Genomic DNA, 12,984 nt, shown 5'->3' with positions numbered 1-12,984 from the left:
CGCAATCGAAACACACAGATTTATCAATAATCGCTATGACAAATCAGCCATTAACTTCCGAACAGGTCCGGCAGTATCAGCAGGACGGCTATCTCATTGTTCGTAACTTTCTCAGTCAGGAAGAGGTCGACAAGCTGTACCGGGTAGCCATCGACGACAGCGCGGTGAGTAAAAACGCCATCAACGTGAACGACAGCACCGGCAAACGCAGCAAGCTCTCGCTCTGGTACAAACCCGGCAACGACACCTACGGGCTGCTCACCCGCAGCGAACAGCTGGTCAACGCGGCTGATGCGCTGCTCGACGGCGATACGGCGGTCTGCCATTTCCACTCCAAACTCATGCAGAAAGAACCCCGGGTAGGGGGGGCCTGGGAGTGGCATCAGGATTACGGCTACTGGTACAAAAACGAGTTTCTGCTACCCGACCAGATGATGTCGGTGATGGTTGCCATTACCGATGCCAACGAAGAAAACGGCTGTTTGCAGGTCATCAGGGGTTCGCACAAAATGGGCCGGGTCGAGCACGGGTTTGCGGGCGAGCAGGTAGGAGCATCGCAGCGGTACGTCGATCTGGCCCTGCAAACCATGGAGCGGGTATTTGTGGAGTTGAAAGCGGGCGACGTGCTGTTCTTCCACAGCAACATTCTCCACCGGTCCGAGGCCAACCTGTCGGACAAGCCGCGCTGGTCGATGATTTCGTGCTACAACCGCCAGGCCAACATCGGCTACAACGACTCTGCGTCGTCGATGTCGAGTATTACCCCCATTGAAGTTGTTCCCAACGAGGCTCTGCTGACCTGGGAAGCCGCCGGACTGGCCGAAGAAGGCGCTGATTTTCTGGCTAAAGAAGCCGACGTCGCGCTGAAGTAAAAAGCAGGCAACGAAGAGATGCCCCTGCGTATCTCTTCGTTGCCTGCTTTGTTTATCTCTGTATTTGCTTTCCCCTAAACTCCCATGGCCGTACTTATTCAATCCCAGTCCCAGGCTGTCAGCAGTCTGGCTACTATCAACCGGCAGTATGTGTACCTCATCAGCGCCATTGCGGCCCTGGGCGGGGTATTGTTCGGCTTTGATTTGGTCATCATATCGGGTACGGTGCCGTTTTTTACCCAATTTTTTCGGCTCGATGCGTTCCAGACGGGCTGGGCGGTGGGCTGTATCAACCTCGGAGCGGCCCTGGGTGCCCTGCTGGCGGGCAAACTGAGCGATTCGCTCGGTCGGCGCCGGCTGCTGATGCTCTGCGCGGGGCTGTTTGCCCTCACGGGCGCGGGCACGGGCTGGGCTATGAGCTTCCCGCTGTTTGTCGGGTTTCGGATGCTGAGCGGGGTAGCCGTGGGGGCCGCGGCCCTGGTGTGCCCCATGTACGTAGCCGAAATTTCGCCCGCTACCATGCGGGGGCGGATGGTGTCGTTCTACCAGCTGTCTATCGTGATCGGCATTCTGCTGGCCTACCTGTCTAACTACCTGCTGCTCAACACCGGTGCCGATAACTGGCGGTGGATGTTCTCGGCCCAGTCGGCCCCGTCGCTGCTGTTCTTTGTGGGCCTATTCTTAGTGGCCGAGAGCCCGCGCTGGCTGATCCGCAAAGGCCGGCACGAGGAGGCCGGCGGGGTACTGACCCGCATTGGCGGACCGGACTACGCCCAGACCGAAGCCGCTCAGATTCAGGCCAGCTTCGCCCAGGAATCGCGCGAAGCCGTGGGCGACCTGTTCCGCAAAGAGCTGTGGCCTATCGTGTTTATCGGCATCGTAGTGGCCGTATTTTCGCAGGCCGTGGGGCAGAACTCCCTGTTTTCTTACGCGCCGGAGTTGTTTCGGCAGGCGGGCATGGGGCAGGATTCGGCCTTTTTGCAGTCGATCATCATTGGCGTCATCAACTTTCTGTTCACCTTCGTAGCCATCGGCACCATCGACAAGCTGGGCCGCAAAAAACTACTGCAGTACGGTTCGGTTCTGCTGGGTCTCGACGCCCTGGCGCTGTCGGCCGCGTTTTATTGGCAGTTGCCCGGCGCGTGGGTGCTGGTATTTGTGCTAACGTTCATCGCCATTTATGCCGCCACGCTGGGACCGGTAACGTGGGTGGCCCTGTCGGAGCTGTTTCCCAACCGGATTCGGGGCAATGCCCTCGCGCTGGCTACCCTGGCGCTATGGATTACCAATTTCTTTACGACGGCCTCGTTTCCGATTATGAAGCAGCACTGGGGTCTGCCACTCACTTTTGGCCTGCATGCCCTGCTGTGCTTTGTCTACTTCCTGTTCGTGCGCCTGCGGATGCCCGAAACAAAGGGTAAATCGCTGGAAGAAATCGAAAGAGAGTTAACCCGTATGCCTGACTGAACTATACCGGAACATGGAGTCAGACGGCCTTGTCAGACCATGGCGCTGACCCATATTTCAGCAATGTTCCACCCTGTATTCCTAAAACCGGGCTAAAATTCACGTTGGGCGTTTAGCAGGTATACCCCTTTTGTATGATGAAACGAATCGCGTTGCTGGCCGCTGTCGGCTGGTTTCTGGAACAGCCGGTTTGTGCGCAGCCGATCGGTAACTGGGGCATGTCGGCGAAGGCGCTTCCCGTTTACCACTATACCGGGCCGCTGCCCTTTACGGCGGTCGACCAAAACGGCCAGGACGCCAACCTGCCCGAAGATCCGTATTTTCTGCTGGGCAACTACCGCATGGCCCTCATCACCCACGCCAGTGGGCGCTACCAGCTCCTGACGGCCGAACGGGCCTGGGCACGCGTCAATGCGGCTAGCCAGACCAACTACGGCTGGAACGATGCCCGCGTTGTGGTTTCAGCCGGCCGGGGCAGCCACACCACCGACCTGGTGGGGGTAGGCACGATAGCGGCCGATCCGAACCGGGTTCAGAAAACGTTCGGCGTGGGGTTTGCCCGCTACGACTATCAGCTGCCCGACCAGGTACGCTGCACGCGCGTCCTGTCGGTGAAGCCATCGCCTGTCATCCACGCGGGCAGTCCGGCCTTTATCGTAACGGTAGCGCTGACCAACCAGAGCAACCAGCCGCAAAATCTGACCTATACCGAGCGGGTAGGAGTCAATTTCGTGCTCAACAGCACGCAGTATACCGACCCGGCCAAACGCCCGCTTCGGTACCGTGCCCGCACCAGTGCGGCAAACGATCGGCAAACCGTGCTGGCCACGATCACCCACCAGCCCAACGAATTTCTGGTCCTCCCCGGCGCCAGCGAACGCTACCCCTACGACCTGGCTCCGCCCGCCTTGTTCATGAAGGCACTGCCCGACGGCAGCGGGCAAACGGCCACCGTCGGGGCCACTGGCGATACGCTGGCGGCCCGCGTCAGCACCCGCCTGAAACCGGGACAGACGGTCCGCTTCAACCTGGTTATCGGCCTGACCAAAGGTGCCGATCTGAAGGCGGTCGACAGCGAGGTAGCTGCGCTGCTGGCGGGCGCCAATACCAACGGTCTGGCAGACGGCCTGTTTGCTGAGCAGTGGAAAAAAAAGTTACCTGATCTGTCGGCCGAGACCAGCGAGGTGCTGAAGCGCGAGATGCTTTGGAACGCTCACATGCTCGAAGCTTCGGCCAAATACAGCGACTATTTTGGGGAGACCTTCATTCCGCAGGGCACCGTGTACAGCTATTACTTTGGCGACAACATCTCCAACCGCGATCACCTGCAGGCGGCCCTGGCTGCCTGTTATACCAACCCCGCCCTGGCCAAATCGACGATGCGGTATGTGATGAAGCATACGGAAGCGGACGGCGAAATCAAGCGGGGCAACAACGGCTACGGCTACACGGCCCCATCTATCTACAAGGAAAGCGACGAACAGCTGTTTTTCTTTCTGACGCTGGCCGAATACCTGCTGATTACGAACGATTACGGCTTTCTGAACGAGCCGGTGGCCTATTACCCCGCCGAAGCCGGGCGGACCGATTCGGTGCTGACGTTCGTGAAAAAGTATTTCGTCTACCTGCGCGACGAAATCGGGCTTGGTCCCAACGGCCTGGTGCGGATGCTGAACTCCGACTGGAGCGACAGCTTTTTCCACGACCATTCGCCGAACATCTTTGCCGGATCGGCGGAGTCGCACCTGAACTCGGCCCTGGTGCTGGCCACCTTTCCTAAGCTGATTACAGCCCTGGAAAAAGCGGACAACCCGCAGGCCGCATCGCTCCTGACCGCCCTGCGCCAGTACCGGACAACCGTTGCCGAAAACTACCTGCGCGATCTGGGCAGCCGTACCTTCTCGGCCCGGGCCTACCTGAACAGCAAGCTCAAATTTGGGCTGGACAACGTATGTCTGGAGCCGCAGGGCTATCTCTTGCAGGCACCCGACCTGACCAGCGAACGCAAACGGGAGATTTACGCCTACGTCAAAAGCCGGCTCCTGACGCCCGAGAAAATTGGCGCCCGCTCCCGCGAACGGTCGCTCTGGGGTCGTAATCCCGACGGCGAGGACGGGGGTATCTGGTTCTCGCTCGAATACCCGCTGCTGCTGGGCGTAGCCACCTTCGACAAAGCCGAAGCGTGGTCGCTGCTGTCGACGTTTTCGTTTGCCAATTTTGCCCGGCAGTACCCAAACTACTGGGTGGGCCACTGGACAGCCGCCGACGAGGTAAACTCGACGCTCCACCGCGAGGGACTGTATGCGTTCTGGGTGCCGTCGCCCGACCGGAAACGGGCCTTTCAGGGCTATTGCTCGCACCCCCATTCTTGGCCCCTGTTCTGCTACTTCAAGCTCAAGGCGTTATGAAACGAGGCAAGGTTGGCTGTCATCCAATGATCAGGAACTATATAGCCGCGAAGCCGTCTGGAAAACCCCGAAGGAGCTGTACGGGGAGTAGGTAATGGGAATAGAAGCAGACAGCGTTTCACAGGCGGGTTATCCAGTCCCGTACGTCCAGATTGCGCAGCAGCTGCCGGTCGGCGGGGCTACCACTAAAGGTGTCGATCCGGGCCAGACTGCCCTTCGTCAGCCGACCGCTGAGCCACTGCCGAAGTAGGTCGATTACCAGCTGCTCCCCCGCCGAAGCCTTGTTTTTCCGCTTCCGTTCTACCGACCTCAGGGCGTGGGTCAGGTAATCGGCGTTGCCGAGCCGGGCGTGCAGCAGCAGGTTCAGCAGCCGACTCTAGGTATAGAGTGTACCCGGCAACGAACGAGCGGGCAGGGCCAGCACCCGGTTGAGCCGGTGCAGACCGGCCGACAGCTGACCCAGACCCAGGTTCAGCCGCACCAGCAACAGATCAAATTCGGTGCGGGTGGTCATGGGCAGCTGGCTTAGTTCCCGCTCGAAGCCGGCCGGGTCGGCCTGGTACGGCGCCAGCAGGGCAACAGCATCGGTATAGTGCCGGGCATCGACCAGGCGTAGTAGCGAAAAATACAGCGCCAGGTACGGCACCAGGCGGTTAAGACCCTGAACGGGGGTGTCGATCAGCCGAAGCCGGTCAATGAAATACGGCATGGCCTCGTACTGCTCCAGCAGGCGCAGGTCGGCCAGAATACCTTCCAGCAGCTGGACATAGTACAGCGGCTGGTGGGTCCAGAGGGTGGGGTTTCGCGCAAACAGAGTCTCTAATTCCCGATACACCCGCAGGCTGCCCGCCCCGTCGCCAATCATCCGGAAGTAGGCCGACTGGAAATGCAGATGCTGCTGCAGCAGGGCGAACGATCGGCGGGAGGGCCCAGTGCGGGTCTGGCGATTCAATAGCTGGTATTCTTCCAGCAGCAAATCGTTAAGTCGGAGCGTATCGGCCGGGCTGCCCACAACCCCCCGGGCCTGGTAGCGAAACAGGAGCGTTTCGTACAGGGCCGCGTGCTGCAGGGCCGCCTGCGACTGGTCGAGCTGTTGCCGGATCTGGTCGTGCAGGCTGGCCAGAGCGGGCTCGTCGACCCCATCGAACTGCAGCCGCACCCACTGTTCGGCCTGCTGCCGGGCAGCCAGCACGGCATACAGGCCCCGCTCGTGCTGCTGGGCCAGTAGCCGGGCTTTTTCGAGCTGGTCTTGACTGGCCTGCACAAGCCCCCGCTCGTAGAGAATCTGGCTGTCGTGCAGCAGCTGGCCAATCCGCACCTCAACCCGCTGGTTCTGCTCAAACTGGCGGAGCCGCTGCATCACTACCCGGTACAGGTGCTTGCGGGCCGGCTCGAGGGTAGAGCCGGGAAACTGACGGTCCAGCTCAACGGTCAACTCCTCGTTTAGCGTATCGTGCGCCAGCAGGCAGTCGAACAGGCGCAGAAAGCCTTTGTCGACCCCTGAACCGCCCGTTGTTAGCCGACAGTAGCGCTTCTCCGATTTTGTGAGCGAATGAATCAGCGGGTGTAAAACGTCGATAGTCATGTAGGATTAGCTGACAGATTCTGTAAACATACGTCTAAACGGCTCGTGTCGGTCATATTTTGCCGATGAAGTTGTAAGTAGGAATAGCTAAACGTAAAAAATCTGTTCTGATCAGGATGCTATTTTTTGGTAGGTTTGTTCAATAACATTCGCCACTATGTCTGCAACAGTTTTTGTCATTGGTAGCTCGAATACGGACATGGTCATCAAGGCCAGCAAATTACCGGCTCCCGGCGAAACGGTCATTGGCGGCACGTTCCTGATGAACCCCGGGGGGAAAGGAGCCAACCAGGCCGTAGCAGCCGCCCGTTTGGCGCTGATCTCGTCCGATACGGGTGCTTCACCTACCGTTACTTTCGTCGCCAACGTGGGCAACGACGTGTTTGGGAGGCAGGCACTCCAGCAATTCGAGCGGGAAGGCATCCGGAGTGAATTTATCTCGACCGACGCTGACGAGCCTTCCGGGGTGGCCCTGATTGGGGTCGACAGTCGGGGTGAAAACAGCATCATGGTGGCGTCAGGCGCCAACGCCCGGCTAGACCAGCATCAGGTGGCCAATGCCCTGGCGTCCATCAGCGAGCCGGCCAGTACGGTTATTCTGCTGCAGCTGGAAACGCCCCTGCCCACGGTGGAGTATGCCATCCGGCAGGGGTACGAGCGGGGCATGCGGGTGGTGCTGAATCCGGCCCCGGCTCAGGTGCTCGACCCGGCGGTGCTGGCCTGCCTCTATGCCATTACGCCCAATGAGACCGAAGCTGAACTGCTCACCAGCATCCGGGTTACCGACGAAACCACCGCCCGGCAGGCCGCGCAGCACCTCCACACGATGGGCGTGCCTAACGTTGTCATCACCCTCGGCGCGCGGGGTGCCTACGTATCGTCGGCGGGGAGCGATACCCCACCCGCTCTCCTGCCAGCTCCGCCCGTTACGGCCGTCGATACCACGGCTGCCGGCGACTGTTTCAACGGCGCGCTGGCCGTAGCCCTGGCCGAAGGAAAGGCATTGGCCGATGCCGTGGCCTTTGCCTGCAAAGCTGCCTCCATTTCCGTAACCCGGCTGGGGGCTCAGGCGTCGCTGCCCCACCGCCCCGAAGTAGATGCCATCCCCCTTGTACTTGCTTAACCTGTTATAAAGCGCCCTTACTCCATGAAAAAAATCTGTTTCCTGCTGCCCTTACTGACCCTGCTGGCACTGAGCCCCGGTCCCCAGCCGAAACGTACTGCGCCCGGCACGATAACCCTCTCTAAAGCCACCTTACAGGACAAAATCAAAGGCGGCTGGGCGGGTCAGGTCATTGGCTGCACCTTTGGCGGCCCGACCGAATTCAAGTTCAACGGCACCATGATCAACGACTACCAGCCCATTCCCTGGTACGATGGCTACATCAAAAAAACAATGATCGAGAACGTGGGCCTGTACGACGACCTTTACATGGATCTCACGTTTGTGGATGTATTCGAGAAGAAAGGTCTCGATGCTCCCGTCGCTGAACACGCCAACGCGTTTGCCCGGGCCGGTTATATGCTCTGGCACGCCAACCAGGTCGGTCGAAACAACATCCTGAGCGGCCTGAAAGCCCCCGACTCGGGCCACTGGCTCAACAATCCGCACGCCGACGATATTGACTTTCAGATTGAAGCCGATTTTTCGGGACTGATGGCCCCCGGTATGCCCAACACGGCTATTCAGATCGGCGATCCCATCGGCCACATCATGAACTACGGCGACGGCTGGTACGGTGGCGTGTTTGTGGGAGCCATGTACTCCCTGGCGTTTGTCAGCAATGACGTCAACTACATTGTCCGCGAAAGCCTGAAGACGATTCCACCGCAGAGCACCTTTTATCAGTGCATCAGCGACGTGATCAGCTGGCACCGGCAGTACCCCAACGACTGGAAACGGACCTGGTTCGAGATTCAGCGGAAATGGTCCGATGACGTGGGCTGCTCCGATGGCGTATTTGCAACGTTCAACATCGACGCCAAGGTGAACGCGGCTTACATTGCGCTGGGGCTACTCTACGGCCAGGGCGACTACACCAGGACCATGCAGATCAGCACCCGCGCCGGGCAGGATTCGGACTGCAACCCCTCGTCGGCGGGCGGTATTCTGGGCACCATGCTGGGCTACGACAACATACCCGCCTACTGGAAGCAGGGCCTGAAAGAAGCCGAAGACATCGATTTTAAATATACCACCCTGTCGCTCAACGATGTCTACAGCATTGGTATGAAACACGCCCTGCAGGTCATCGGGCGCAACGGCGGCAAGGTAGACGGCGAAACGGTTTCCATTACCCTGCAGACGCCCAAAACCGTGCGGCTCGAACAGGGCTTTACGGGCCATTTTCCCCTCGAAAAGCGGCCCATCAACAAACCCCTGGCCGACGAGTACACCACCACCTTCAACGGTATCGGCTATATTCTCAGCGGAGAGGTCCGGCCCAAGGGACAAACGGCTTCCTACCAGTACGAGAGCGATTTTGTAGCGCAGATGGAGGTGTATATCGACGGGAAAAAGCAGGAAACGGCCAGCCTGCCCGCCAGTTTCACCCGCCGTCGGTACGACCTGGCCTGGAAATACCAGCTGCCCGCCGGCAAGCACACCCTTCGGCTGAAGTGGCTCAACCCCACGCCAGACGTAAACCTGAGGCTGAATAACCTGCTCGTTTTCGGCGATAAACCCGTACTGGCCCGTTACTAATCCTGCCCTATGTTCATCATCGATACCTACGGCACGGCCGTACTCTTCTGCCTCATCACCATGCTGTGCTGGGGCTCCTGGGCCAATACCCAGAAACTGGCCGCCGGCACCTGGCGCTTTGAGTTGTTTTACTGGGATTACGTGCTGGGCATTGTTGCCCTGGCGCTGCTGTCGGCCCTGACGCTGGGCAGTATGGGCGAGGGAGGCCGCCCGTTTCTGGCCGATATCCGGCAGGCCGATCCCGCCAATATGGGGTCGGCGCTCTGGGGCGGGGTGCTATTCAACGCGGCCAATATTCTGCTGGGGGCAGCTATTGCCATTGCGGGCATGTCGGTCGCGTTTCCGGTGGGTATCGGGCTGGCGCTGGTTATCGGGGTGGTGGTCAACTACCTCAACGCACCGGTGGGCAATGCGGCTCTGTTGTTTGGCGGTATGGCCCTGATTGTGATCGCCATTCTGCTCAACGCCTTTGCCTACCGCCGGACAGCCACCCAAACCACCGGCCGCTCAACGAAAGGTCTGGCCCTGTCGGTGGTGGCGGGTTGTTTGATGGGCCTGTTCTACGGCAATGTGGCCCAGGCCATGTTTCCCGATTTTGCGGTGCCCCAGCCCGGTAAGCTTAGCCCGTATACGGCCGTCTTCTTTTTTGCCCTTGGTATTCTGCTCAGCAACCTGCTGTTCAATACCCTGCTTATGCGTCGCCCGTTCGTGGGTACGCCGGTCAGCTACGGGGATTATGGCCGGGGCACGGGCCGCGACCACCTGACCGGCGTGCTGGGCGGTATGATCTGGTGCCTGGGTATGCTGTTCAGCATCCTGGCGTCCGACAAAGCCGGGCCAGCCATCAGCTACGGGCTGGGGCAGGGGGCTACGGTGGTAGCGGCTCTTTGGGGCATCTACGTCTGGCGCGAGTTCCGGGCGGCTCCCAAAGGCGTGGGCGCCCTGCTCAACGCCATGCTCGTCTGCTACATCATCGGCCTTGGCCTGCTGATTGTGGCCCGCTAACGGAGGCTGGAGAAACAAAACCGGTTTAGCCAATCCATCAAACGTTTGGCGTAGCCAGCCCATCGCACAGTCAATGGGCGTAGATCACCTGCACCGTTAGGCCACTGCTTTCTCTGCCGGTTTCATCAACCGCCGTAACCCTCAGGGTGCCGTGTTTGGCGGCTTTCACGTCTGCCGCTACAAGCTCGGTGGTTGTTGCTCTGCAATTGGCTTGAATCAGGGTATAATCTGGTGAGTTGCCAACATGGCTGTAGATGTTGTAAGCAACAGCGTCGGGGCTTTTATCCCACCGGATAACGATTTTTTCACCCTGCTGCTCGTTGATATGCAGGTTCGACGGGTTGGCCACTTTGCTGGCAGCGGGTAGGCCCGTGATGGTAAAGACATCCCCCGCCTGGGTAGCAAACGCAATAAAATCCCGTTTTGGCGAGGTTATGGGCACTCTGTTTCCGGTAGCAGACTGTACAGTAGCCTGGTGGATGTTGGGGTAGCGCAGTTGGCAGAGGCCACCTGCGTTGGATTTGATTGTGAATCTACGGGCCTGTCCATCCGTCCATTGAGCCGATACCTCAAAATTTCCCCGTGCCAGCAGACCCGAATAAGCACCGGTTTTCCACGCCTGCGGCAGGGCGGGTAGCAGATCGATAAACCCTTCATGACTTTGCAGGAGCATTTCGGCCACCCCTGCCGTTCCGCCAAAATTGCCGTCGATTTGAAAAGGGGGGTGGGTGTCCCATAAATTATTCAGCGTTCCTTTTTGCAGCAATGACCGGTACAAGGCGTAGGCTCTGTCGCCGTCTTTTGTTCGTGCCCACAGATTGAGTCTGAAGGCCATACCCCACCCCGTTGCTTTATCGCCCCGTCCGTTTAAACTTGTTTTGGCCGCATCCAGCCAGGCGGGGGTCGTCGAGTTGATGAGCGTACCCGGATACAGACCAACCAACTGCGATGTATGGCGGTGCCTGGGGTCGCCGATTTCGCCGTAGTAATTTTCTTCCCGGTATTCTTTAATCTGCCCCGACATGCCTATCAGAACCGGGTCAAGCCTGGGTAACTGAGCCTGAATGACAGCCAAAAAAGGCGTGGTATCGCCCAGTTCCTGAGCGGCTTTCAGCACGTCCCGGTGGTTTTCGTAAATCATCTGCTGATCGAACGCAGTGCCCATTGTCTTATAATGCTCCTTCACTTTCTGCCATCGTTGCTCCGGAGAATAGGATGGATAGGTGAGGAGTACGCCCGCCGTATCGACCACTACCTTGGCCAGGAATTTAGACATGCCGAGCAGGGCCGGATAGGTGATGTTTTTCAGGATTTGTTTGTCGCCCGTAAACGCATAATAGTCCCAGAACAGTTTCGTCGTCATCGTGCCGGTGCCTGGCCCGGAATGAATACCCGGCTTTGAGATGGAATACGCACTTGCTCCGGTTCCGATGGTCCAGCCATTTTCGCCATCGCCCGCCACCAGCCTGTGGGGGTTGTTCCGTTTGAGGTAGTCCGTTGCTCCTTGCGTGGCGGCCCGGCGATAAGCCAGATTGTAATCGGCAAACGACTGAAACAGCTCGGTCAGGTTAGTTGTAAAGACGGGCCAGTAATTCATCTGTATGTTGATATTGTGCCAGTAGCCCCCCGTCCAGGGCGTGATGTCGTACTGGCTCCAGATGCCCTGAAGATTAGGTGGTAACGTGCCGGGGCGGGACGAACAGATGAGCAGATATCGCCCATACTGAAAGTACAATTCTTCGAGGTACGGGTCAATGACGCCTGCTTTGTAGTTGTTCAACAGCGCGTCTGTTGTCAATGCCGACTCGTTTGCGCCCAAATTGACCGTGGCTCTATCGAACAACGCGCTGTACTCGTTTCGGTGAGACGCCAGTAACTGAGCGTACGTTTTGGCCGATGCTTTTTCCAGAATAGCCGTTACCCTGCGGTGGGGCGAGGTGGTGTCGGCTAACTTTTTGCTACTCGTATGTTCCTCAAAAATGGAACTGTCCAGTTTATAATTTGTGCCGACCGCCACCAGAATAAGGGCCGCATCGGCGCCGGTGACCACAATCTTCCCGTTATCACCGTCCGCATCCGTGATGGCTTTCAGCGTGCCGCCCGTTGGAATGACCCTGAATTGGCCTTCGAACCGAATATTGAGGTGTTCCAGCTTGCCCGATAAGGTGATGAGGTCGTTTTGGGCCGACACGCGGCCCACGCGTCCGTTGTTTTTGGAGGCCGGGCCAATTGGTTTTTTGTACGGAATTTCAGGCCGAACGGTAAACGACAGTTTATTTTTCTGGCTGGCCGTTAGCCGGATGGCGAGTACTTTATCCGGATAACTGGCTATGTATTCCCGCTCATACCTGACCCCGTCCTGTTCGTATTTTACCGTCGACACCGCATCGTTGAGCCGCAAGCTCCGGCTGTACTTTTGGGGCGTTTTGTGGTTGAAGTCCAGGTACAGCTCGGCAAAATTAGTTAAGCCTACGCCACCGTAGAGACTTTTGGCGGCCATGCTGTTTTCGGTCAGTTGTATTCGTTCCGTTACCGTCCGGCCAAACAGCGAGGCTCCCATATAGCCGTTCCCAATCGGCAGCGACCAGTTTTCCCAGGCGGGGTCCAGCGGGGTGGCTTCTACCAGTGTCTGGGCATTGAGCGAATCCAAGCTCGTTATGGGCAGATTCGGCACGGGTTTGTCGTACCATAGCCGATAGTTTTTGGAGCGAGGTTTTTGGGCAATGCTAATCCCTGTCCACAAGCTGGCAACAACGAAAAAGAAGAGACGCACTTTTTTCATTCCAGATCGACTTTTGTTCGGTTTAGTAGCTGAAAAGCAGCAGGTGCTTCAGTCATCGACTTTGCTGCGTAATGGGCAGTCGGCAAGGCTCCCCGCCGGGTTAAGAGGTTGTTGGGGGAAGGTGGTTAAGCCCTTTGAGCCACGCAGACAGCCCGTCTTAC

General features: G+C 58.4%; 8 protein-coding genes. 6 read left to right on the top strand and 2 right to left on the bottom strand.

The features are described 5' to 3' along the window. The first annotated feature begins 35 nt into the window (after positions 1-35). From B1C80_RS20595 to B1C80_RS20585, 3 genes are all read left to right on the top strand, one after another. Positions 36-872, top strand: a complete 837-nt coding sequence (locus B1C80_RS20595) for a phytanoyl-CoA dioxygenase family protein (protein WP_077923106.1) — start codon at positions 36-38, stop codon at positions 870-872. Positions 873-956: 84 nt separating this feature from the next. After that, positions 957-2,339, top strand: a complete 1,383-nt coding sequence (locus tag B1C80_RS20590; RefSeq protein ID WP_077923105.1) for a sugar porter family MFS transporter — start codon at positions 957-959, stop codon at positions 2,337-2,339. Positions 2,340-2,473: 134 nt separating this feature from the next. Beyond that, positions 2,474-4,747, top strand: a complete 2,274-nt coding sequence (locus B1C80_RS20585; protein WP_139361701.1) for a hypothetical protein — start codon at positions 2,474-2,476, stop codon at positions 4,745-4,747. A gap of 376 nt (positions 4,748-5,123) precedes the next feature. Here B1C80_RS20585 and B1C80_RS20580 read toward each other — a convergent pair whose 3' ends face one another. Continuing rightward, positions 5,124-6,332 (bottom strand): hypothetical protein, encoded by a 1,209-nt coding sequence (locus tag B1C80_RS20580; protein WP_236648864.1) that lies wholly within the window; start codon positions 6,330-6,332, stop codon positions 5,124-5,126. A gap of 157 nt (positions 6,333-6,489) precedes the next feature. On the opposite strand from B1C80_RS20580, the gene rbsK reads away from it, so the two are divergent. The 3 genes from rbsK to B1C80_RS20565 are packed head-to-tail and all read left to right on the top strand — an operon-like array spanning position 6,490 to position 10,041. Beyond that, entirely contained in the window at positions 6,490-7,455 is a 966-nt protein-coding gene (rbsK, locus tag B1C80_RS20575) for a ribokinase (protein WP_077923103.1), read from the top strand. A gap of 24 nt (positions 7,456-7,479) precedes the next feature. Next, complete coding sequence (locus B1C80_RS20570) at positions 7,480-9,036, top strand: ADP-ribosylglycohydrolase family protein (protein ID WP_077923102.1); 1,557 nt, start codon at positions 7,480-7,482, stop codon at positions 9,034-9,036. Between the two features lie 9 nt (positions 9,037-9,045). Next, on the top strand, positions 9,046-10,041 hold the full coding sequence (locus B1C80_RS20565) for a GRP family sugar transporter (RefSeq protein WP_077923101.1): 996 nt from the start codon (positions 9,046-9,048) through the stop codon (positions 10,039-10,041). Positions 10,042-10,111: 70 nt separating this feature from the next. On the opposite strand, the gene B1C80_RS20560 is transcribed toward B1C80_RS20565, so the two are convergent. Next, positions 10,112-12,823, bottom strand: a complete 2,712-nt coding sequence (locus tag B1C80_RS20560; RefSeq protein ID WP_077923100.1) for a glycoside hydrolase N-terminal domain-containing protein — start codon at positions 12,821-12,823, stop codon at positions 10,112-10,114. Positions 12,824-12,984 lie beyond the last annotated feature (161 nt).

The sequence above is a fragment of the Spirosoma sp. 209 genome (assembly GCF_002006735.1).
GTDB classification, from domain to species: Bacteria; Bacteroidota; Bacteroidia; order Cytophagales; family Spirosomataceae; genus Spirosoma; species Spirosoma sordidisoli.
Note: the sequence above shows the minus strand (reverse complement) of the source record. Positions and strands in the feature narration are given on the sequence as shown.

Excerpts from the sequence above, each read along its gene's own strand:
- B1C80_RS20595 (WP_077923106.1), top strand. The coding sequence starts at position 36 with ATGACAAATCAGCCATTAACTTCCGAACAGGTCCGGCAGTATCAGCAG.
- B1C80_RS20590 (WP_077923105.1), top strand. The coding sequence starts at position 957 with ATGGCCGTACTTATTCAATCCCAGTCCCAGGCTGTCAGCAGTCTGGCT.
- B1C80_RS20585 (WP_139361701.1), top strand. The coding sequence starts at position 2,474 with ATGATGAAACGAATCGCGTTGCTGGCCGCTGTCGGCTGGTTTCTGGAA.
- B1C80_RS20580 (WP_236648864.1), bottom strand. The coding sequence starts at position 6,332 with ATGACTATCGACGTTTTACACCCGCTGATTCATTCGCTCACAAAATCG.
- rbsK (WP_077923103.1), top strand. The coding sequence starts at position 6,490 with ATGTCTGCAACAGTTTTTGTCATTGGTAGCTCGAATACGGACATGGTC.
- B1C80_RS20570 (WP_077923102.1), top strand. The coding sequence starts at position 7,480 with ATGAAAAAAATCTGTTTCCTGCTGCCCTTACTGACCCTGCTGGCACTG.
- B1C80_RS20565 (WP_077923101.1), top strand. The coding sequence starts at position 9,046 with ATGTTCATCATCGATACCTACGGCACGGCCGTACTCTTCTGCCTCATC.
- B1C80_RS20560 (WP_077923100.1), bottom strand. The coding sequence starts at position 12,823 with ATGAAAAAAGTGCGTCTCTTCTTTTTCGTTGTTGCCAGCTTGTGGACA.